Here is a 22223-nt window from a genome sequence, read left to right as displayed (position 1 = left end):
CGTCCGGTTCAGGACGCCCTGTGCACCGCAAACCCGCCGCGCACGTGGGTAAGGTCTCACGAACTGGGATTTGCCGGTGGGCTACCGACGAGTAACATTATCGTGCACGGCCGAACCGGGGACCCGGCTCCGAAGCACGTTCGGGTCTTTGGCAGGCTGTGACTGCGAAAGCGCATGTCCGCGTCGACCCGTCATGGGCGGCGCCCCTCTGCCGCTTACCTCAGCGGCCAACTGAGTGCAGGGAGGTCGGCCACCGGCCATGAACATCGTCGTCCTGGTGAAGCAGGTTCCCGATACGGAGAGCCCGCGCAAGCTGAAGTCCGATGACAGCACGCTCGACCGCGCCGCGGCGGACGGCGTCATCAACGAACTCGACGAGTACGCCATCGAAGAGGCGCTGCGCATCAAGGAGGCCCAGGGCGGCGAGGTGACCGTCCTCACCATGGGCCCCGGCAAGGCCACCGACTCCATCCGCAAGTCGCTGGCGATGGGCGCCGACAAGGCCGTCCACCTCCTCGACGACGGCCTCGCCGGCTCCGACGCGCTGCAGACCTCGTACGCGCTGGAGCAGGCGCTCGGGCGCACCGGGTTCGACCTGGTCGTCCTCGGCGCGGAGTCCACCGACGCGCGCACCGGCGTGCTCGCCGCGATGCTCGCCGAGCGTCTCGGGGTCCCGCAGCTGTCGCTCGCCAACAAGGTCGAGATCGACGGGACGTCCATCAAGGTGCAGCGGCAGACCGACTACGGCTTCGACCGGGTCGAGGCGAGCCTGCCCGCGGTCGTGTCCGTGGTGGAGAAGATCAACGAGCCCCGCTACCCCTCGTTCAAGGGGATCATGGCGGCCAAGAAGAAGCCGGTCGAGACGCTCGGCCTCGGCGACGCCGGCATCGACGCGTCCCGGGTCGGCCTGGCGAACGCCGCGACCGAGGTGGTCGACTTCGCCGAGGCGCCGCCGCGCGCGAAGGGCGAGATCGTCACCGACGAGGGCGACGGCGGTGCGAAGATCGCCGAGTTCCTCGCGTCGAAGAAGTTCGTCTGACCGAGGAAGGGGATTGCAACGATGGCCGAGATTCTCGTCCTCGTCGACCATGTCGACGGTGAGGTCAAGAAGGTCACGCTCGAACTGCTGACGCTGGCGAACCGGCTCGGCGAGGCCGCCGCGGTATGGGTCGGCCCGGGCTATGAGAACGCCAGGGACAGGCTCGCCGAGTACGGTGCCGGCAAGGTCTACGTGGCCGCCGACGAGGAGCTGACCTCCTACGTCGTCGCCCCGAAGGCCGCGCTGCTGGCCCAGCTCGTGAGCCAGGGGTCCCCGGCCGCGGTGCTGGTGGCCGCGACCGGCGAGGGCAAGGAGATCGCGGGCCGCCTCGCCGTCAAGACCGGCTCCGGCGTGCTCACCGACGTCGTGGACGTCGCCGACGGCTTCGTCGCCGAGCACTCCATCTTCGGCGGCGGGATCATCGCGCACGCCCGGGTGAAGACGGGCACGCCGATCATCGCGGTGCGGCCGAACTCCGTCGCCCCCGTGCCGTCCGCGGCCACCCCGGCCGAGGAGCAGGTGTCGGTCACGCTCTCGGACGCCGACAAGGGCGCCCGGATCGTGGAGAAGGTCGTCCAGGAGAAGGGCGAGCGCCCGGACCTGACCGAGGCCGCGATCGTGGTCTCCGGCGGCCGCGGCGTCGGCGGCGCCGAGAACTTCAAGATCATTGAAGGGCTGGCCGACTCGCTCGGCGCGGCCGTCGGCGCCTCCCGCGCCGCGACCGACGCCGGCTGGTACCCGCACTCGTTCCAGGTCGGCCAGACCGGCAAGACGGTGTCGCCGCAGCTGTACATCGCGGTCGGCATCTCCGGCGCCATCCAGCACCGGGCCGGCATGCAGACCTCGAAGACGATCATCGCCGTCAACAAGGACCCCGAGGCGCCGATCTTCGAGCTCGTCGACTACGGCGTGGTGGGCGACCTGTTCCAGGTCGCGCCGCAGCTGACCGAGGAGATCAGCAAGCGCAAGTGATCTCGCGCGGGGGCCCGGCGGCGTCCATGCCGCCGGGCCCTGCGTCGTCTAGGAGCGCTCCGGCGACGGGTACGGGACGGCCTTGAGCAGCGCGGGCTTCACCATGTCGCCGACCTCGGCGTAGGGCAGGACGGTGTCGAGCTGGCCGCACGCCGACTCGTACCCCAGGACCGACAGGTAGAAGGCCACGCGCAGGCCCGTCGGGGTGAGGGCCATGGTGACCTCGCCGGACTTGACGAAGGCGGACGGGTTGTCGGTGCCCTGCGGCAGGCCGGCGCCGCCCGGCCCGCCCCTGCCGCAGAAGGCGCCGCCCGTCTGGCGCGCCTTGAGCTTGCCGTCCAGCGGCCTGAGGCCCTGCTCGGTCGGGACGCGGAACAGGTCGAGCGGCCGGTAGGAGGCGCCGGTCCGCAGGTCGACGGTCGCCGCCTGGGACTGGTCCCAGCCCGTCCCGCGCTCGCCGCGCAGCTCGACGGCGTACCACACCGACAGCAGCCGGTCGGAGCGCATGAGGATCTTCGGTGTGGCGACGTCGGTGTAGGGGCCGCGGCCGCCGGCCCTCAGGCCGTTGCGGAGCTTGGCCCAGCGCTGTTCGAGCGGCGCCCGGAGCGCCTGGTTGATCTTCCGGTTGAGCGCGGCGTCCCCGCCCGTGACGCGCACGACCCGTCCCTGCGCCTGGAACGTCATCCCGCCGCCGATGTCCTGCCGCGGCTCGCTGAGCGCCGCGAGCCGCGCCACGATCGGCTTGGTCTCGGGGGCCTGGTCCGCCACCGCCACGTAGACCGCCGCGCCGCCGCCCACGGCCACGGCGGCGGTCCCGCCCGCGACGGCGGCCGCGCCCTTGGCGCCGAGCGTGCCGATGACGCCCTTGCCCGCCGCGCCCGCCGCGCCGGCGCCGCCCGTCCCCGCGGCCCCCGCCGAGCCCGCGGCTCCGACCGCCCCCGCCGAGGCGCCGCCCGAGCCGAGGCCGAGCGCGGTCAGCGGGAACAGCACCGACAGCGCGGCGGCGGCGCCCGCGAGCGTGCGGACCCCGCGCCCCTCCCAGTCGGGCCCGTACGCGCCCGCCGCGACCGACTCCAGTTCGGAGACGAACGCGGCGGCGCCCATCGGACGATCCCACGGGTCCTTCGCCAGCCCGCGCTCGATCAGGGGGCGGAGCGGCCCGGGGACGTCCTGCACCGGGACCGGGGCCGTGAGGTGGCGGCTCATCAGCCCGGCCTGGTTCTCGGCGGTGTACGGGCGGCGCCCCGTCACGCACTCGAAGAACACGCACGCCGCCGCGTACACGTCGGTCGCGGGGGAGGCGGGCTCGTCCCGCCACTGCTCGGGCGCCATGTAGACGGGCGTCCCCGACCGGCCGGCCGCGCCCGCGTCCACCGCGATGCCGAAGTCGATCAGCTTGCTCAGCCCGTCGCCGCGCACGATCACGTTCGCGGGCTTGTAGTCGCGGTGGACGATGCCGAGGCCGTGCGCGGCGGCGAGGCCGAGCAGCGAGCCCTTGAGCACCGCCAGGGCGGCCTCGGGCGCCAGCGGCCCCCGCTCGGCGAGCACCGACTTCAGCGGCGCCCCGTCCACCGCCTCCATGACGATCGCCGCGCCGTCCGGCGTCTCGACGAGGCCGAACAGCTGGGCGACGAAGGGGTTGCGGAGCCGGCTGAGCAGGTCGGCCTCGCCGCGGAACCGCTCGCGGAAGCCCGCGTCGCCGGCGAGGGCCCGCGCCAGGTACTTGATCGCCGCCGGGCGTCCGGTCGCGTCGTGGCGCGCGAGCACGACGCGTCCCTGCGCGCCCTCGCCGAGCACCCGCATCTCGCTGTAGCCCGGAACCCGCCATCCGCCCATACCGCCCCCATGCACCCGTTGTGGAAGGGGTTATATCGGATGGCGGCCTCAGGCGGCGACGGGTTCGGGCCGGGAGTCGCCCGCCCCCGGCGCCGGAGCCTCCGCGGGGGGCCCTGCCGGGCCGGGGACGGAGATGTCCGCGGTCGTGCGCAGCGGCGCGTACCGGGCGCCCGCCGCGATCAGCAGCGCCAGCACGACGACCACGCCGACGCCGACCCGCAGGGACGTCGCCTCCGACAGGAAGCCGACCACGACCGGGCCGAGCAGCAGGCCGCCGTAGCCCATCGCGCCGACCTGGGCGACGGCCGCGGCGGGACGGTCCGGAGCGGCGGAGCCCGCCAGCGAGATCGTCGTCGGGACGACCGTGCAGACCACGAGCCCGGTCAGGAAGAACCCGGCGATCGCCACCGCGGGGACCGGCGCCAGCACGACGACGGTCATGCCGACGGCGGTGCCGAGGCCGGCGCCGACCAGCAGCCGGCGGGTGCCGACCCGCATCCGGACGCGGTCGCCGACGAGCCGCCCGATCAGCATCGCCAGCTCGAACATCGGGTAGCCGGCCGCGGCGACGGCCTCGGTCGCGCCGAGCTCGTCGTGCAGCAGCAGCCCGCTCCAGTCGGCGATCGACCCCTCGGTCATGAACGCGATGAACGCGAGGACGCCGATCAGGTAGACGGCGGCGGGCATCCGGCGCGCCCTGCGTCCCGTCCCGGACGCGGCGGGCGCGGCGGGGTCGGGCAGGTAGGTGCGGCCGAGAGCGAGCCCGGCGGGCAGCGACAGCAGCGCGGTGACCAGCACGGTCTCGGTGAACCCGAAACCGGCCGCGGCCGTGGCGACGCCGAACAGGCCGCCGCTCATCGCGCCGGCGCACCAGCCGGCGTGCATGCTGCTCATGACGGACCGGCGGTACGCCTGCTCGACGACGCTGCCCTGCGCGTTCATCGCGATGTCGGTGATCCCGAACGTCATGCCGAACAACGCGACGGCGCCGAGGAGCACGCCGTAGGTCGGGGCGAGCGCCACCGCCACGTAGGACAGCCCCGTCAGCGGCAGGGCGACCCGCAGGACGGTGCGGCTGCCGGCCCGCGCCATCACGCCGCGCAGCGCCTGCATGGCCGCGATCGCGCCGAGCCCCCAGACGAGGACGACGATGCCGATCTCGCCCTCGTTCGTCCCGAACTTGCCGGCCAGCGCGGGCATGCGCGCCACCCACACTCCGGTCAGCAGACCGGCCAGTGCGAAGGTCAGGAACGTCCCCGAACGGGCACGGAACAGCATTGTTCACCTCTTTCTCGGCTCGGCGGGGCGCACCCCGGCGTGACATGCGTCATGGCGTGACGTGCGTCGTCATGTGACGTGCGTCATGGAACGCTCCAAACCGGTGGCGGAGCCCGTGGGGAAACCCGTGCGGGTCCGGAGCGTCCGGAAGGTCGGACGGGGCACGTGCGGCGCCCCCGGCGTCAGCGCTCCAGCAGCCCCAGGAGCCGCTGCCTCAGCGCTCGGAGCTGCCCGGCGTCGTACAGCCCGGGATCATGGCTGACCACCTCCCAGAGGCCCTCGGCCGCCAGCCTGACGATCGCCGCGTTGCCCGGTTCGGGATCGCCCGCCGGGTCGCGGCCGTGCCAGCGGCGCATCGCCTCGTTCAGCGGCTCGGCCTGCTCGGGGTCGGCGGCGGCGGCCGTGATGGCCGACCACCGCCGGTAGGCGCGGGCCTCGCCGGTGAGGATCTCGAACGTGGCCTCGACGTAGGCGCGGGTGTAGGACCCCGGCGCGCCGTCGTCGTGGGAGGCGATCAGGCCGTCGAACTCCTCGATGACCCGCGCCACCATGGCCCGCACGAGCGCCTCCTTGGTGGGGAAGTGGTAGAGCAGCCCTCCCTTGCTGACGCCGGCGCGGTCGGCGACCGCGCTGAGCGTCAGCGCCTGCGTCCCCTGCTCGAAGAGCACGGACTCGGCGGCGTCCAAGAGGGCTTCTCGTTTCATGGCGTCCTCACTGTGTCGGCCTCTACTGTACCGGCTGGACGGTATACGGGCCAACCGCGGGTGCCCGCCCGCTGTTCCGCCGCGCCAGGGGGCGGGTTCCGGCCGTCCCGCCGGGCCCGCGAGGGGAACAGGAAGGGCGCGGATACTGTTGTCCGCGTGGTGACCTACCTCGACCATGCGGCGACCACCCCGATGCTGCCCGAGGCCATCGAGGCGATGACGGCGGAGCTGCGCGAGCTCGGCAACCCCTCCTCGCTGCACGCGGCGGGCCGGCGCGCCCGGCGCGTCGTCGAGGAGTCCCGCGAGCTCATCGCCGAGGCGTTCGGCGCCCGCCCGAGCGAGGTCGTGTTCACCTCCGGCGGCACCGAGGCCGACAACCTCGCGGTCAAGGGGATCTACTGGGCGCGCCGCGCCGCCGACCCGTCCCGCACCCGCGTGCTCGTCGGCGCCGTCGAGCACCACGCCGTCCTGGACGCGGTCCAGTGGCTCGCCGACCACGAAGGCGCCCGGGTCGACGTCGTCCCGGTGGACGGGCTGGGCCGCGTCACCCCCGAGGCGCTGCGCGGGCTGCTCGGCTCCGGTGACGACGTGGCGCTCGCCACCGTGATGTGGGCCAACAACGAGGTCGGCACCGTCCAGCCCGTCGCCGAACTGGCCGCCGCCGCGGGCGAGCGCGGCGTCCCCCTGCACACCGACGCCGTCCAGGCCGCGGGCCAGCTGCCCGTCGGGTTCGCGGCGAGCGGCGCGCAGGCCCTCACCATCACCGGCCACAAGCTCGGCGGCCCGATCGGCGTCGGCGCCCTGCTGCTGGCCAAGCCGAAGCCGCCGGTGTTCCTCGACCCGGTGCCGCTGCTGCACGGCGGCGGCCAGGAGCGCGACGTCCGCTCCGGGACGCTCGACGCCCCCGCCATCGCGGGGTTCGCCGCCGCCGTCCAGGCCGCGGTCGCCCGCCGCGAGGCCGAGGCGGCCCGGCTCGCCGGGCTGCGCGACGCGCTGGTGGCCGCCGTGCGCGAGGCCGTCCCCGAGGCCGTGCTGAACGGCGACCCGGACGACCGCCTCCCCGGCAACGCGCACTTCTCCTTCCCCGGCTGCGAGGGCGACGCCCTGCTCATGCTGCTCGACGCGCGCGGCATCGCCTGCTCCACCGGCTCGGCGTGCTCGGCGGGCGTCTCCCAGCCCAGCCACGTCCTGGTCGCCATGGACGCGGGAGCCGAGCGGGCCCGCGGCTCGCTGCGCTTCTCCCTCGGCCACACCAGCACCGAGGCCGACGTGAAGGCCCTCGCCGACGCCATCGGGCCGGTCGTCGAGCGCGCCCGCCGCGCGGGTCTCAGCTGACGCTGGTTTGACCGTCCCTTGAACGGGGACAGCGTGGCCGTGACGACGGATGTGGGCCACGGGCTCAAGCAGGCGGCGGGACACCCCTGGTTCCACCACATGTCCCGGGTGGGGCTGGTCGCGCGCGGCCTGCTCTACCTCCTCATCGGCTGGCTGGCCCTCCAGGTCGCCTTCGGCGGCGGCGGGAAGGAGGCCGACCGCACGGGGGCGCTGGAGACCATCGCCGACAAGCCGGGCGGCCTCGTCCTCATCGGGCTGATGGCGGTCGGTTTCGCCGCGCTCGTCCTCTGGCAGGTCGCGGAGGCCCTGCTCGGCCGCCCCGTCCCGGACGGCGACAAGGCGACCAAGCGCCTGGGGTCGGCCGGACGCGCCGCCATCTACGCGATCGCGTTCGTCGGGACCCTCGCGTTCCTCTTCGGCCACCACGGCTCGTCGAGCGACGAGCAGTCCAAGACCTACACCGCGCGGCTCATGGACGCGCCCGGCGGCCGCTGGCTCGTCCTTGCGGTCGCGGTGGGCTTCATCGTCGTGGGCGCGGTCATGGTCGTGAACGCCTTCCGGCGCAAGTTCATGAAGGAACTGAAGACCTGGGAGATGGGCGACACCGCCCGCCGCGTCGTCAAGCCCCTCGCGATGGTCGGCAACACCGCCCGCGGCCTCGTCGTCGCCGCCGTCGGCGCCTTCCTCGCCTACGCGGCCATCAGCTTCCAGCCCGACAAGGCCCAGGGCCTGGACGGCACCCTCCGCGAGTTCGCCGCCACCCCCGCCGGCCCCTGGGGCCTGGCCGCGGTCGCCGTGGGCGTCATCACCTTCGGCCTCTACAACTTCTGCGAAGCCCGCTACCGGAAAGTAGACGCTGCGTCTTCCCAGGGGTAGCGCCCGCCTGGAACCCCCGTCACGAGCCGGGCGTGGTCCAGGCCCCGCCACCAAGAGGGCAGTGACTTTCAACTCACGGCTGGTACGGGGCCAGGGCCTTCCAGCCGGGGTCGTTGGTGGAGGCGACCTTGGCCTTGCCCTCCGGCCAGCCGGCGGCCAGCTGGTCGAGTTCGGAGATGACGCCGGAGTCGGGGTCGGCGTACAGGTGGAAGACGCGCAGGCCGTCGCCGGTCTCGTGGACGGCGAGGACGGCGCGGTCGCCGAGCTTGGCGAGCTTCTTCTCGAACGCGCGCAGCGCGCCCGACGACGGCTCGACGGGGAGCCGGTCGGGGTTGCTGTTGGCGTACGGGACGGAGATCGCCACGTGCAGGTCGCAGAGCGGGTAGTCCTGCCGGTGCAGCGGGAACCGGGCGCCGAGGCGGGCGGGGTGGCCGCGGGGCGTGCGGCCCTCGCCGGTCAGCCAGGCGGGCTCGGCGAACGGCTCGGAGATCTGCTCCACGACCGCGGGCAGCATGGACGGCGGCAGCGAGTCGATCGGCGCCTCGGTCGCGATCGTGACCTCGCCGACCCAGCGGGCCACGTCGTCCTCGCCGAGCGCCCAGTGCAGGACGTTCAGCGCGACCTGCAGCTGCTGCTCCTCGGAGACGAACAGGAAGTCGGGGTGGTAGGCGGTGATGTGCACGCGGGCGCGGTCGGCGTCGGCGCGCATGCCGAGCCGGACGTACTCCAGGTCGAACTCGTGGTCGCCGAGGATGAGGTCCTGGCCGAGCATCTCCGGGTCGGCCTGGCGGGACGGGTGGAAGGTCCAGCCGCCCGCCGCGGAGCGGGCCGGGGCGGAGCGGGCCCAGCGCTCGGTCAGGCCGCGCAGCTCGGGGTCGCCGCCGCCGGTGACGGTCAGCGACGGGTTCCGGTCGTCGGCGCCGCCGATCTCCCACTGCAGTCCGGAATGGATCTTGTGGACGCGGCGGGACAGCTCCTCGATCGTCTCGGCGGACAGGCCCTCGCCGGGCACGGCCGGATCGGACTCCTCGGACTGCTCCGGCCCGGCGGCCAGCGAGGCCTCGATCGTCGGGCGGGCCTGAGCCCACCACTCCCAGAACTCGCTGATGGCGGGCGGTGCGGCGGCGGACGCCTCGCGCGGACGGCGGAAGATTCCCATAGCGGCCCCAATCGTACGCGGAAATAAAGTCGGGGGACCGGGCCACGCCGCGTACGCTCGAAGGACTATGGCTCTCCGTGTACTCGCCGCCATGTCGGGCGGCGTCGACTCCGCAGTGGCGGCCGCCCGTGCCGCCGAGGCCGGGCACGACGTGACCGGCGTCCACATGGCCCTGTCCAGCAACCCCCAGTCCTACCGGACGGGGGCGCGAGGCTGCTGCACCCTGGAGGACTCCCGCGACGCCCGCCGCGCCGCCGACGTGATCGGCATCCCGTTCTACGTGTGGGACCTCGCCGAGCGCTTCCACCGGGACGTGGTGGAGGACTTCGTCAGCGAGTACGCGGCGGGCCGCACCCCGAACCCGTGCCTGCGCTGCAACGAGAAGATCAAGTTCGCGGCGCTGCTGGACCGCGCGATGGCGCTCGGATTCGACGCCGTCTGCACCGGCCACTACGCGCGGCTGGACGGCGGCGTCCTGCGCCGCGGCGTCGACGCGGGCAAGGACCAGTCGTACGTGCTGGCCGTCTGCACGCCCGAGCAGCTCGCGCACGCCCTGTTCCCGCTCGGCGACACCTCCAAGGCCGACATCCGGCTGGAGGCCGAGCGGCGCGGGCTCCAGGTCGCCGACAAGCCCGACAGCCACGACATCTGCTTCATCGCCGACGGTGACACGCGCGGCTTCCTGGCCGAGCGGCTGGGGGCGGCGCCGGGCCCGATCGTCGACGCCGACGGCAACGAGGTCGGCGAGCACGACGGCGCCTACGCCTACACGATCGGGCAGCGCAGGGGCCTGCGGATCGGCACCCCGGCGCCGGACGGGCGGCCCCGCTACGTCCTTGACATCTCGCCGGTCACGAACACCGTGACGGTGGGTCCGCGCGAGTCGCTGGACGTCCACGAGATCACCGGCGAGCGCCCGGTGTGGCTGAGCGAGGCCCCGGAGGGTCCGTTCGACTGCCAGGTCCAGCTGCGCGCGCACGGCGAGGTCTACGAGTGCACGGCCGAGCAGGCCGGCGACGAGCTGCGCGTCCGCCTGGGCACCCCGGCGCGGGGCGTGGCGACCGGCCAGGCCGCCGTCCTCTACGCCGGCGACCGCGTCCTCGCGTCGGCCACGATCGCGGAGACCGCGCGCGTTCCCGCCTGACTAGGGTGTCGGGGACGATCCCCTGGGAGGCTGCGATGCGGTTCGGTGTCTCGACGTTCATGACCGACGAGGGGATCGGCCCCGCGGCGCTCGGGCGGGCGCTGGAGGAGCGCGGGTTCGGGTCCCTGTTCGTCACCGAGCACACGCACATCCCGGTGAAGCGGGAGACGGAGTATCCGGGCGGCGGCGATCTGCCGCGCATCTACTACCGGACGCTCGACCCGTTCGTCGCGCTGTCGGCGGCCGCCGCCGTCACCGCCCGGCTGCGCCTCGGGACCGGCATCGCGCTGGTCGTCCAGCGGGACCCGATCACGCTGGCGAAGGAGGTCGCCTCCCTCGACCTGGTCTCCGGCGGGCGCGCCGCGCTCGGCGTCGGCGCCGGCTGGAACCGGGAGGAGATGCGCAACCACGGCACCGATCCGGCGACCCGGATGCGGCTGATGCGCGAGCGGGTGCTCGCGGTCAAGGAACTGTGGACGCGGGAGCGGGCCGAGTTCCACGGCGAGTTCGTCGACTTCGACCCGGTGTTCTCCTACCCCAAGCCCGTCCAGGACCCGCATCCGCCCGTGCTGGTCGGCGGATCGGGGCCGAGGGCGCTCGACCAGGCCGCGGAGTACGGCGACGGATGGATGCCGATCTACGGGCGCGGCGACGGCGGCCTCGCCGCCCGGATCGCCGACCTGCGCGAGCGGGCGGGCCGCCGGGTGGCGGTGACGGTGTTCGCCGTCCCCGCCAGGCCGGAGGCCGTCGCGGAGCTGGAGGCCGCGGGCGCCGACGAGGTCCTGTTCAACCTGCGGACCGAGCCGCGGGACGGCACGCTCCGCGACCTCGACCGGCTCGCCGCGCTGCTGTGATCGCCGCGTCGCGGCGCCGATAGGGTTCGAGGGTGACGAGCTTTCCGTGGCAGCCCGGGACGGCGACCGGGGTCGGGTCCTATCCGGGGGACGACCCCGCTGAGTCGCTGCGGGTCGTCCTCGGCGAACTGCCCGAGTTGCCGCACCTGCCCGAGCTGCCCGCGCGCGGCCCCGGCGCCGACCTGGCGGGACGGACCGCCGGGCTGCTGGTCGACATGCCCGTGCACCTGGAGCCGTCCGGGTGGCGGTTCTCCGACCGCCCGGGCCGCGACACGCTGCGCTCCCGCGACCACCTCGCCCGCGACCTGGACGTCCTGGAGGAGGCCGCGGGCGGCCACGACGGCCCGTTCAAGATCCAGGTGTGCGGGCCGTGGACGCTGGCCGCCTCGATCGAGCTGCGGCACGGCGACCGGGCGCTGCGGGACCCCGGCGCCGTCCGGGACCTGGTCGCCTCGCTGGCCGAGGGCGTGGCGGGGCACGTGGCCGACGTCCGGCGGCGGCTCCCCGCGGCGCAGATCCTCCTCCAGCTGGACGAGCCCGGCCTGCCGGGCGCGCTCGCCGGGACGGTCCCGACCGCCAGCGGGTTCTCGCGGCTGCGGGCCGTCGAGGAGCCGGTCGCCGAGGAGGCGCTGCGCACGGTGATCGACGCGGCGGGCGCGTACCCCGTCGTGCACTGCTGCGCCCGGAACGTCCCGTACGGGCTGCTGCGCGGAGCCGGGGCGAAGGCGCTCTCGGTCGACCTGCGGCTGGTGCCGACACGGGACGACGACGCCGTGGGGGAGACGATCGACGCGGGCATCGGCCTGTTCCTCGGTGCGGTGCCCGCGGCCGACGCCGCGCTGCCGTCCCTCCGGGCGACCGCCGAGCCCGTGCGGGAGCTGTGGCGGCGGTTCGGCTTCCCGGCGCAGCGTCTCGCCGAGCAGGTCGTGATCACCCCGGCGTGCGGGCTGGCGGGCGCGTCGCCGCGGCACGTCCGCGCGGCCCTCGGACGCTGCCGCGACACGGCCCGGATGCTCTACGAAGCGGCTCTGTAGAAGGGCGCGCCGAGGGCTCATATTGTCGGTCCCGGTGGCGAGAATAGGGGCATGACCATGAGCAACGGCGTTCCGGCCGAGGCGCGGCAGCGCCACAAGGAGCTGAGCGAGCGGCTCGACGAGGCCAACTACCGGTACTACGTCCTCGACCAGCCCACGCTCTCCGACGCCGAGTACGACCGGATGATGCGCGACATCCGCGCGGTGGAGGAGCGGCATCCGGAACTGGTCACGCCCGACTCGCCGACGCAGCGGGTCGGCGCGCCCATCGTCACCGACTTCGCGACCGTCCAGCACCTGGAGCGGATGCAGAGCCTGGACAACGCGATGAGCGCCGAGGAGCTGCTCGCCTGGGACGAGCGGGTCGTCAAGGAGGTCGGCGAGGTCGCCGGCTACCTGTGCGAACCGAAGATCGACGGCCTGGCGATCGCGCTGACGTACGAGAACGGGCGGCTCACGCGCGGGGTCACCCGCGGTGACGGGCGCACCGGCGAGGACGTCACCAACAACGTGCGCACCATCGCCGACGTCCCGGACCGGCTGGCCGGCGACGGCTGGCCGGACGTGCTGGAGGTCCGCGGCGAGGTCTTCCTGCCGGTCGAGGGGTTCGAGCAGGTCAACGCGGTCCAGATCGAGGCGGGCAAGGAGCCGTTCGCCAACCCGCGCAACGCGGCGGCGGGCTCGCTGCGGCAGAAGGACCCGCGCGTCACGGCGCACCGGCCGCTCGGCATGCTCGTCCACGGGTTCGGCGCGTGGCGGGGCGGAAAGCAGCCCGACGGCCAGTCCGGCGCGTACGAGCTGATGCGCGGCTGGGGCCTGCCGGTCAGCGACCGCTACAAGGTCGTCGGCGGGCTCGCGGCGGTGCGCGAGTACATCGAGGAGTACGGCGAGGACCGGCACGGCACCGCCTACGAGATCGACGGGGTGGTCGTCAAGGTCGACCAGTTCGCGCTGCAGCGCAGGCTCGGGTCCACGAGCCGGGCGCCGCGCTGGGCGATCGCGTGGAAGTACCCGCCGGAGGAGGTCAACACCAAGCTCCTCGACATCAAGGTCGGAGTGGGGCGGACCGGGCGCGTCACCCCCTACGGGGTGATGGAGCCGATCAAGGTCGCCGGGTCCACGGTCGAGCGGGCGACGCTGCACAACGCGAGCGAGGTCAGGCGCAAGGGCGTGCTGATCGGCGACACGGTCGTGCTGCGCAAGGCGGGCGACGTCATCCCCGAGATCGTCGCGCCGGTGACCGGGCTGCGCGACGGCTCCGAGCGCGAGTTCGTCATGCCCGCCACCTGCCCCGAATGCGGGACGGAGCTGGCGTACGAGAAGGAGGGCGACGTCGACATCCGCTGCCCGAACGCCGAGAGCTGTCCCGGCCAGCTGCGCGAGCGGCTGTTCTACCTGGCGAGCCGCAAGGTGCTCGACATCGAGGCGCTCGGGTACGTCGCGGCGACCGCGCTCACCCAGCCGCTGGAGCCGAGCGACCCGCCGGTGAAGGACGAGGGCGACCTGTTCCACATCACCGTCGACCAGCTGCTGCCGATCAGGAGCCTCGTGCTCGACCAGCGGACCGGCACGACCAAGACCGACCCGAAGACCGGCGAGCCGAAGGTGGTCTCGTTCTTCGCCAACAAGGAGGGCGAGCCGAAGAAGACGGTCGAGATCCTCTTCGAGGAGCTGGAGAAGGCCAAGCGGCAGCCCCTGTGGCGGGTGCTGGTGGCGCTGTCGATCCGGCACGTGGGGCCGTCCGCCGCCCAGGACCTCGCGCGCGAGATGCGCTCGCTGGACGCGATCGCCGAGGCGACGCAGGAGGAGCTCGCCGCGGTCGACGGCGTCGGGCCCACCATCGCCGCGTCGATCAGGAAGTGGTTCGAGGAGCCCTGGCACCGCGAGATCGTCGACAAGTGGCGGGCCGCGGGGGTCCGGATGGAGGACGAGGGCGCCGCGGGCCCGCGCCCGCTGGAGGGCGTCAGCGTCGTGATCACCGGATCGCTGGAGGGGTTCAGCCGCGACTCGGCGACCGAGGCGGTGCAGCGGCTCGGCGGGAAGGTGTCCGGCTCGGTGTCGAAGAAGACGGGCTTCGTGGTCGTCGGCGACAGTCCAGGGTCGAAATACGACAAGGCGGTCAAGTTGGGCGTGCCGGTCCTGGCCGAGGAGGGGTTCCGGGTCCTGCTCGCCGATGGGCCAGATGCGGCCAAAAACGTAACTATGCGCGCCGACGCCTAACAGGGTGTGGTTGCGGGGGTTTCGACCAGGGTTGCGTTACTCAGGGGTACACTTCCACTACCCACCGACGAGGGACGGGCGTGGAAAGGAAATAACGGAACGTACGCAACCGGTTTCGCGAAGTTGAGCAAAGGCCGTACTCTCCCTCACATCACGACCCACACCTGAAATCTCCGGACGTAACACCCGGGGGGCGTCCCCCGAGGTCGGGGACGCCCGGTGCCGGGGGCCGACCCCCCGAAGCCCCCCGAGGATGTGATGAAGGACCCGAACAACACGCGGAACACGGCGCCACGCCGCGGCTCCCCGTTGTGGATCTACTTCGTCGTCGTCATCCTGCTCGGCGCCGCCGCCGGGGCCACCGCGTTCTCCGGGCTGACCCGCGCCGACCTGGACGCGCTCGCCGGAACCCCCGTGTTCTGGCTCCTCGGCTGCTTCATCATCTTCGGTGAGCTGCGGCCGATCATCACGCCCGGCAGCACCGAGAACAACGGCGCCACCACCTCGACCACGTTCTCGTTCGCCGCGCTGCTGTACGCGGGGCTGCCCATCGCCGCCGCCCTCCAGGCCGTCGCCGTGATCACCTGCGGGATCTTCCGCGCCCGCTCCCCGCACCGCATCGCCTTCAACGTCGCCCAGTACACCCTCAGCCTGGCCGCCGCCCAGCTCGTCCTCGCGCTCTCCGGCGACCTCGCGACCCCCTCGCAGCTCTGGGTGCCGCACGGCTCCGACCTGCCCGCGATCGCGCTCGCCGGCACCGTCTACTTCGTCTGCAACGACACCCTCGTCGGCGCCGCCGTCGCGCTGCACGCCCGCGTCTCGCTCGTCAAGGCGCTCCGCTGGGACCTCGCCTACCAGGTCCTCGTGCACCTGGCGCTGCTCGGCCTCGCCCCGCTGATGGTCATCGCGATGGACCGGTCCGCCGTCTTCGTGCCGCTGATCGTCCTGCCGTTCATCGCCGTCTACCTCAACGCCTCCGTCTCGGTCCGGCGCGAGCACCAGGCGCTGCACGACGGGCTGACCGGCCTGCCCAACCGCAAGCTGCTGATCGTCCGCACCGAGGAGGCCCTCGCCGAGGCGCGCGGCGCGGACCGGCGGCTCCCGCGCGCCGCCGGCCTCGGGGCCCGGCGGCGCAAGGCGGCCGACCCGCCGGACCACCGCGCCGGGCTGTTCCTGCTCGACCTCGACCGGTTCAAGGAGGTCAACGACACCCTCGGGCACCCCACCGGCGACCGGCTGCTGCAGCTCGTCGCGCACCGGCTCACCCACAGCGTCCGCCCCGGCGACCTCGTCGCGCGGCTCGGCGGCGACGAGTTCGCGGTGCTGCTGCCCACCGTGCGGGACGAGGCCGCCGCCCGCGAGGTCGCCGCCCGGCTGCGCGCCGCGCTCTCCGAACCCGTCCGGCTGGACGGCATGTCGTTCGACCTGGAGGCCAGCGTCGGCATCGCGCTGTTCCCCGACCACGCGCCCGACTTCGAGCTGCTGCTGCAACGCGCCGACGTCGCCATGTACAACGCCAAGGAGGCCCGGTCCGGCGTCGAGACGTACTCGCCCGGCAAGGACCGCAACTCCCCGGCCCGGCTCAGCATGCTCGGCGACCTGCGCCGCGCCATCGACCGCTCCGAGCTTGAGCTGTTCTACCAGCCGAAGATCGCGCTGCGGGACGGCCACCTCGTCGGCATGGAGGCCCTGCTGCGCTGGCGCCACCCCGACCAGGGCCTCCTGGAGCCCGCGGCGTTCCTGTCGGTCGCCGAGCAGACCTACCTGATGCGCTCGATCACCCACTACGTCGTGCAGGCCGCGCTCGCGCAGACCGCCGCGTGGTGGCGGGCGGACATGCCCGTCCAGGTCGCGGTGAACGCCTCGGGACGCGACCTGCTCGACACCGGCCTCACCGAGGTCATCGAGGAGGGCCTGCTGGCCCGCGGCCTGCCCGCCGCCGCGCTCCAGCTGGAGATCACCGAGCGCATCCTGATGAACGAGCCCGCCTACGCCTCCGACACCGTGAGCGCCCTCGCCGAGCTCGGCATCCCGCTCAGCCTGGACGACTTCGGCACCGGCTACTCCTCCCTCGTCCGGCTCAAGCGCCTGCCCGTCGAGGAGATCAAGATCGACTCCTCGTTCGTGCGGCGCCTGGCCGACTCGCCCGACGACGCCGTCATCGTCCGCTCGATCGTCGACCTCGTCCGCACCCTCGGCCTGCGGTCGGTCGCCGAGGGCGTGGAGGACCTCGCGACCGCCGAGAGGCTCCGCGAGATGGGCTGCGACGCCGCGCAGGGCTGGCACTTCTGCCACCCCATGGACGCCGCGACCGCCACCGACTGGCTGTACTCCGTCGCCGTCCCCTCGGTCAAGGCCCCCGGAGGCGCCTGACCCCGCCCGGCGCGCCGCCGCCCTCCAGCAGCCCTGTCAGGAGTGTCGTGCTCTGCCAGGGCGAGCGAGCGCCGTCTTGCAGTAGACGCCCGAACAGGGTGCCGCCTTGATGAAGGCGGCACCCTGCCGTCGGGCGTGCGCGTGCGGCGGTACCCGCGGCGCCGCGGTCAGTAGCGGCGGCGGGCCTCGTAGTCGTCGGGGTAGTACTCCTCGCGCACGGCCGCCGGCGGGGGGCGGCGATCGACGGCGCGGCGGGCGGACATGATCCGCACGATGCCGACGACCAGGCCGATCAGGCCGCCGATCATCAGGATGACGCCGACCAGCCGGATGTCGATGCCGCTGAACTCGTAGTTGACCGCATAAGCCAGGATCGCGCCGATGATGATCAGGGCGATGCTGCCGCCGATGGTCACGGCGGTCTCCTCTCGTCGTCCCGAGGGTGGACGCAAGAACCGTTCCCTCCGTGCGGGGATGAAACGGGCGACCTCGCCGACCTGCCGCGGGCGCGCCCGCGTAAACGGGTCGGGGCGCGGGGGTGCGGGCCCATAGGATGGTCGTGAACCCACTTCATCGCAGGAACGGTTTCTCAATGTCCGCCATCACCCGTGACGAGGTGTCGCACCTCGCCCGGCTGTCCCGGCTGGCGCTCGGCGACGATGAGCTCGACCATCTCGCCGCCCAGCTCGACCAGATCATCTCCGCGGTCGCGCGGGTGCAGGAGGTCGCGGCGGAGGACATCCCGCCCACCTCCCACGCGCTGCCGCTGACCAACGTCTACCGGACGGACGAGGTGCGGCAGTGCCTCCGGCCCGAGCAGGCCCTCGCCGGCGCCCCGGCCGCCGAGGAGCAGCGCTTCCGCGTGCCGCGGATCCTCGATGAGGAGGCCTGACCGGTGACCGGAACGGAGCGCAGCGGAGTGGAGGGCACCGGTCAGGCGGCACGGCCGGGGGGCCTGGGGGGTCGTCCCCCCAGAAAGGACACGACCGGTGAGTGAGCTGGTGAGGAAGAGTGCGGCGGAGCTCGGGGAGCTGATCGCCGCCGGTGAGGCGTCGGCCGTCGAGGTGGCCGAGGCGCACCTGGAGCGCATCGCGGCGGTGGACGGCAGCGTCAACGCGTTCCTGCACGTCGACCGCGAGACGACGCTGGCGCAGGCCCGCGGGGTGGACGAGCGGCGCGCGGCGGGGGAGGAGCTCGGCCCGCTGGCCGGCGTCCCCATCGCGCACAAGGACGTGTTCACCACCGCGGACATGCCCACCACCGCCGGATCCAAGATCCTTGAGGGCTGGCGGCCGCCGTACGACGCGACCGTGACGGCGCGGCTGCGGCAGGCCGGGCTGGTGATCCTCGGCAAGACGAACATGGACGAGTTCGCGATGGGCTCGTCCACGGAGAACAGCGCCTACTTCACCTCCCGCAACCCGTGGGACCTGGAGCGGGTCCCGGGCGGATCGTCCGGCGGGTCGTCGGCGGCGGTCGCCGCGTACGAGGCGCCGCTGTCCACCGGCACCGACACCGGCGGCTCGATCCGGCAGCCCGCCGCCGTCACCGGCATCGTCGGCATGAAGCCCACCTACGGCGGCTCGTCCCGCTACGGCGTCATCGCGTTCGCGTCCTCGCTCGACACGCCCGGCCCGTTCGCCCGCAACGTGCTCGACGCGGCGCTGCTGCACGAGGCGTTCAGCGGCCACGACGTGATGGACTCGACCTCGGTGGACGAGGCCGTCCCGCCGGTCGTGGAGGCCGCGCGCCGCGCCGACGTCAACGGGCTGCGCGTCGGGGTCGTGAAGGAGTTCGCGGGCGAGGGCTACCAGGCGGGCGTCTCCGCGCGCTTCAGCGAGGCGGTCGAGCTGCTGGAGTCCCTCGGCGCGAAGGTCGTCGAGGTGTCCTGCCCGAACTTCTCCTACGCGCTGCCCGCCTACTACCTGATCGCGCCTTCGGAGTGCTCGTCCAACCTGGCGCGCTTCGACGCGATGCGGTACGGCCTGCGCGTCGGCGACGACGGCAGCCGCAGCGCCGAGGAGGTCATGGCGCTGACCCGCGCGGAGGGCTTCGGGCCCGAGGTCAAGCGGCGCATCATGCTCGGCACCTACGCGCTGTCGTCGGGCTACTACGACGCCTACTACGGCAAGGCGCAGCAGGTCCGCACCCTGATCAAGCGCGACTTCGAGGCCGCGTTCGAGCAGGTGGACGTGCTGGTCTCGCCGACCACGCCGACCACCGCGTTCCCGATCGGCGAGCGCGCCGACGACCCGATCGCCATGTACCTGGCCGACCTGTGCACGATCCCGGCCAACCTCACCGGCAACGCCGCGATCTCGGTGCCGTGCGGCCTGGCGGACGGCCTGCCCGTCGGCCTGCAGATCATGGCCCCCGTCCTCGGCGACGACCGCGTCTACCGCGTCGGCGCCGCCGTCGAGCGGGCCCTCGAAGACCGCTGGGGCGGCCCGCTGCTGGCCAAGGCCCCGGAACTGGTGGAGGCGAAGTGACCACTCCGGCCCTGATGGACTACGACGAGGCGCTGGCGAGGTTCGAGCCGGTGCTCGGCATCGAGACGCACATCGAGCTCGACACCGCGTCCAAGATGTTCTGCGGGTGCCCGACGGCGTTCGGCGCGGAGCCGAACACGCAGGTGTGCCCGGTGTGCCTGGGACTGCCGGGAGCGCTGCCGGTCACCAACCACGCCGCGATCGAGGGCATCATCAAGATCGGCCTCGCGCTGAACTGCGACATCGTGGAGTGGTGCCGGTTCGCCCGGAAGAACTACTTCTATCCGGACATGCCGAAGAACTTCCAGATCTCGCAGTACGACGAGCCGCTCTGCGTCGACGGCCACCTGGACGTCGAGGTCGACGGCGAGACGTACCGGATCGGGATCGAGCGCGTCCACATGGAGGAGGACACCGGCAAGTCGCTGCACGTCGGCGGCTCGACGGGGCGCATCCACGGCGCCGAGTACTCCCTCGTCGACTACAACCGGGCGGGCATCCCGCTGGTGGAGATCGTCACCAAGCCGATCCCCGCGACCGGCGACCGGGCGCCGCTGGTGGCGCGGGCGTACGCGACGGAGCTGCGCGAGCTGGTCCGGTCGCTCGGCGTGTCGGACGTGCGCATGGAGCAGGGCTCGATGCGCTGCGACGTGAACGTCTCGCTGATGCCGCGCGGCGCCGAGAAGTGGGGCACGCGGACCGAGACCAAGAACGTCAACTCGCTGCGGTCGGTCGAGCGGTCCGTCCGGTCGGAGATCGAGCGGCAGGCGGGCGTGCTGGACGCCGGCGGCACCATCGTCCAGGAGACCCGGCACTTCCACGAGGACACCGGCCGCACCACGAGCGGGCGCAGCAAGGAGGAGGCGCAGGACTACCGCTACTTCCCCGAGCCCGACCTGGTGCCGATGGCGCCGGCGCGGGAGTGGGTGGAGCGGCTGCGGGCGACCCTGCCGGAGCTTCCGGCCGCGCGCCGCGGCCGCATCCAGCGGGAGTGGAGCCTTTCCGACCTGGAGCTGCGGGACGTCGTGAACGCCGGCGCCGTCGACCTCATCGAGGCGACGATCGCGCAGGGCACCGACGCCGCCGCGGCCCGCAAGTGGTGGATGAACGAGCTGTCGCGGCGCGCCACCGAGCAGGGCGTCGAACTGGCCGACCTGCCGATCACCCCCGAGCAGGTCGCCCGCGTGCAGGCGATGATCACCGCGGGCGAGCTGAACGACAAGCTGGCCCGCAAGGTGTTCGAGGGCGTCCTCGCGGGCGAGGGCGGCCCGGACGAGGTCGTCGCCGCCCGCGGCCTGAAGGTCGTCAGCGACGAGGGCGAGCTGTCCTCGGTCGTCGACCAGGTGATCGCCGGCAACGCGGACGTGGCCGACAAGATCCGCGCCGGAAAGGTCGCCGCCGCCGGCGCCCTCGTCGGCGCCGTGATGAAGGCCACCCGCGGCCAGGCCGACGCCGGCCGCGCCCGCGAACTGATCCTGGAAAAGCTCGGCGCCTCCTGACCCGCGCTGGTCCGGTGGCCCGGGCGGTGGCCCGGGGCGCCTCCGGAGGGGCGAGGACGTCTCGGCGAAGCTCGGGCGCAGGAATGTCGGGCCGTCTCGGCGGTGCCGGACGGCCCGACAGCACCGGGCCGTTCCGGCGATGCCGAGCGTCTCAGCGGAGTCAGGCTTCCTGAGCGCGCCGGGAGGCCCGGTCGCTGTGGGCGCTCAACCGAGGGGGAAGTCGAGGATGCGGTCGTCGCCTGATCTGGGGGTGCCTCGGCCGTCCTGGTTGCTGGTCGTCACCCACAGCGAGCCGTCGGGCGCGCGGACGACTGCGCGTAGCCGTCCGTAGCGGCCCTGGAGGCGGGCGATGGGGCGCCCCGCCCCGCCGTCGTCGAGCGGGATCTGCCAGAGGCGCTCGCCGCGCAGCGCGGCGGCCCACAGGGAACCGTCCGCGTAGGCGAGGCCGGACGGCGACGCCTGGTCGGTCGTCCAGGTCAGGAGCGGGTCGGTGAAGCCCTTGCGGTGGCCGACCCCCTCGACCACGGGCCAGCCGTAGTTGCGGCCCTTGGTGATCAGGTTGATCTCGTCGAAGTGGTCCTGGCCGAACTCGGTGGCGTACATGCGGCCGGCGGCGTCCCAGGCGAGGCCCTGGACGTTGCGGTGCCCGTACGTCCAGACGCGGGTACCGAACGGGTTGCCGGGCGCGGGCGCGCCGTCGGGGGTGACGCGCAGGATCTTGCCGCCGAGGGAGTTCCTGTCCTGCGCCTTGTCGCCCTCGCCGGTCTCGCCGGTGGCGATGTAAAGCATCTCGTCGGGTCCGAACGCCAGGCGCCCGCCGTTGTGGATGCCGCCCTTGGGGATGCCGGTGACGATCGGTCTCAGGTCGCGTAGACGGCCGTCATAGGTGGCGCGCACGACACGGTTGTCGGACGCGGCCGTGTAGTACAGGTAGACGAATTGGTCGGTGTCGTACGACGGGGAGACCGCGACGCCGAGGAGGCCGCCCTCACCTTGCGCGTCCACGCCGGGCACCGTGCCGACCGTCGTCCTGCGGCCGGACGGCGTGACGCGCAGGAGCCGGGCGGTGTCCCGTTCGGTGACCAGCGCGTCGCCTCCGGGCAGGAACGCCACGGCCCAGGGCACCTTGAGGCCGTCGGCGACGGTGCGGGGCGTGCCCGGCTCGCCGCTCGCCGTTCCGGGCGGGGTCCTGGACGCCGGCGGCGGGGTCCGGCCCTCCCCGCCCCCGGACGGCGAGGACGAGCAGGCCGCGAGGAGCGCGGCCGCCGAGACCAGGACGGCCGGGACGAGGATGGTCGTGTGCTGTCGCATGAGCGCCTCCCGCAGGTAGTACGGATGCCCGGTGCTCACCGTTCCCCGTAACGCAGCGTGATCCCGGGCAGGGCGGCGATCCGGTGACGATCGGCTTTCG

At 73.3% G+C, this 22223-nt stretch carries 18 protein-coding genes; 12 read left to right on the top strand and 6 right to left on the bottom strand.

Annotation, left to right across the window (positions count from 1 at the left end):
* The first annotated feature begins 259 nt into the window (after positions 1-259).
* The gene (locus tag CHC11_RS18615) at positions 260-1039 is read left to right on the top strand and encodes an electron transfer flavoprotein subunit beta/FixA family protein (protein ID WP_089312987.1); all 780 of its coding nucleotides are present in this window, start codon (positions 260-262) and stop codon (positions 1037-1039) included.
* A gap of 21 nt (positions 1040-1060) precedes the next feature.
* The gene (locus tag CHC11_RS18610) at positions 1061-2011 is read left to right on the top strand and encodes an electron transfer flavoprotein subunit alpha/FixB family protein (protein WP_089312986.1); all 951 of its coding nucleotides are present in this window, start codon (positions 1061-1063) and stop codon (positions 2009-2011) included.
* A 48-nt stretch (positions 2012-2059) separates the two neighbouring features.
* On the opposite strand, the gene CHC11_RS42115 is transcribed toward CHC11_RS18610, so the two are convergent.
* The 3 genes from CHC11_RS42115 to CHC11_RS18590 form a co-directional block, all read right to left on the bottom strand.
* Complete coding sequence (locus CHC11_RS42115) at positions 2060-3847, bottom strand: serine/threonine-protein kinase (RefSeq protein ID WP_218826141.1); 1788 nt, start codon at positions 3845-3847, stop codon at positions 2060-2062.
* A 48-nt stretch (positions 3848-3895) separates the two neighbouring features.
* On the bottom strand, positions 3896-5125 hold the full coding sequence (locus CHC11_RS18595) for an MFS transporter (protein ID WP_089312985.1): 1230 nt from the start codon (positions 5123-5125) through the stop codon (positions 3896-3898).
* 182 nt (positions 5126-5307) lie between these two features.
* Complete coding sequence (locus CHC11_RS18590) at positions 5308-5829, bottom strand: TetR/AcrR family transcriptional regulator (RefSeq protein ID WP_089312984.1); 522 nt, start codon at positions 5827-5829, stop codon at positions 5308-5310.
* Between the two features lie 159 nt (positions 5830-5988).
* Between CHC11_RS18590 and CHC11_RS18585 the strand changes: the two genes are divergently transcribed.
* Entirely contained in the window at positions 5989-7164 is a 1176-nt protein-coding gene (locus tag CHC11_RS18585; RefSeq protein WP_089313054.1) for a cysteine desulfurase family protein, read from the top strand.
* Between the two features lie 39 nt (positions 7165-7203).
* Positions 7204-8040, top strand: coding sequence for a DUF1206 domain-containing protein (locus CHC11_RS18580; protein ID WP_245919391.1), 837 nt, complete (start codon positions 7204-7206; stop codon positions 8038-8040).
* Positions 8041-8113: 73 nt separating this feature from the next.
* On the opposite strand, the gene CHC11_RS18575 is transcribed toward CHC11_RS18580, so the two are convergent.
* The gene (locus tag CHC11_RS18575; protein ID WP_089312983.1) at positions 8114-9199 is read right to left on the bottom strand and encodes a DUF695 domain-containing protein; all 1086 of its coding nucleotides are present in this window, start codon (positions 9197-9199) and stop codon (positions 8114-8116) included.
* 67 nt (positions 9200-9266) lie between these two features.
* Between CHC11_RS18575 and mnmA the strand changes: the two genes are divergently transcribed.
* From mnmA to CHC11_RS18550, 5 genes are all read left to right on the top strand, one after another.
* Positions 9267-10343, top strand: coding sequence for a tRNA 2-thiouridine(34) synthase MnmA (gene mnmA, locus CHC11_RS18570; protein ID WP_089312982.1), 1077 nt, complete (start codon positions 9267-9269; stop codon positions 10341-10343).
* 35 nt (positions 10344-10378) lie between these two features.
* Entirely contained in the window at positions 10379-11197 is an 819-nt protein-coding gene (locus CHC11_RS18565) for an LLM class F420-dependent oxidoreductase (protein WP_089312981.1), read from the top strand.
* Between the two features lie 32 nt (positions 11198-11229).
* Positions 11230-12231 carry a methionine synthase gene (locus CHC11_RS18560; protein ID WP_089312980.1) on the top strand — a complete coding sequence of 334 codons (1002 nt, stop codon included), beginning with the start codon at positions 11230-11232 and terminating at the stop codon, positions 12229-12231.
* 51 nt (positions 12232-12282) lie between these two features.
* Positions 12283-14451 (top strand): NAD-dependent DNA ligase LigA, encoded by a 2169-nt coding sequence (ligA, locus tag CHC11_RS18555; protein ID WP_089312979.1) that lies wholly within the window; start codon positions 12283-12285, stop codon positions 14449-14451.
* A gap of 258 nt (positions 14452-14709) precedes the next feature.
* The gene (locus tag CHC11_RS18550; protein WP_089312978.1) at positions 14710-16824 is read left to right on the top strand and encodes a putative bifunctional diguanylate cyclase/phosphodiesterase; all 2115 of its coding nucleotides are present in this window, start codon (positions 14710-14712) and stop codon (positions 16822-16824) included.
* 167 nt (positions 16825-16991) lie between these two features.
* Here the strand turns inward: CHC11_RS18550 and CHC11_RS18545 are convergent, their stop codons facing one another.
* On the bottom strand, positions 16992-17240 hold the full coding sequence (locus CHC11_RS18545) for a DUF6458 family protein (protein WP_089312977.1): 249 nt from the start codon (positions 17238-17240) through the stop codon (positions 16992-16994).
* A 176-nt stretch (positions 17241-17416) separates the two neighbouring features.
* Between CHC11_RS18545 and gatC the strand changes: the two genes are divergently transcribed.
* From gatC to gatB, 3 genes are all read left to right on the top strand, one after another.
* Positions 17417-17716 (top strand): Asp-tRNA(Asn)/Glu-tRNA(Gln) amidotransferase subunit GatC, encoded by a 300-nt coding sequence (gatC, locus tag CHC11_RS18540; protein ID WP_089312976.1) that lies wholly within the window; start codon positions 17417-17419, stop codon positions 17714-17716.
* Positions 17717-17813: 97 nt separating this feature from the next.
* Positions 17814-19313 (top strand): Asp-tRNA(Asn)/Glu-tRNA(Gln) amidotransferase subunit GatA, encoded by a 1500-nt coding sequence (gene gatA, locus CHC11_RS18535; RefSeq protein ID WP_089312975.1) that lies wholly within the window; start codon positions 17814-17816, stop codon positions 19311-19313.
* Between the two features lie 14 nt (positions 19314-19327).
* Positions 19328-20812, top strand: coding sequence for an Asp-tRNA(Asn)/Glu-tRNA(Gln) amidotransferase subunit GatB (gene gatB, locus CHC11_RS18530; RefSeq protein ID WP_089313052.1), 1485 nt, complete (start codon positions 19328-19330; stop codon positions 20810-20812).
* 204 nt (positions 20813-21016) lie between these two features.
* Here the strand turns inward: gatB and CHC11_RS18525 are convergent, their stop codons facing one another.
* Positions 21017-22123 (bottom strand): PQQ-dependent sugar dehydrogenase, encoded by a 1107-nt coding sequence (locus CHC11_RS18525; protein WP_089313051.1) that lies wholly within the window; start codon positions 22121-22123, stop codon positions 21017-21019.
* Between the last annotated feature and the right edge of the window lie 100 nt (positions 22124-22223).

Origin of the sequence: Actinomadura mexicana (assembly GCF_900188105.1) — a bacterium.
In the GTDB taxonomy this organism is placed as follows: Bacteria; Actinomycetota; Actinomycetes; order Streptosporangiales; family Streptosporangiaceae; genus Spirillospora; species Spirillospora mexicana.
The sequence above is the reverse complement of the archived record's forward strand: the minus strand, read 5'-3'. Positions and strand labels throughout refer to the sequence as shown.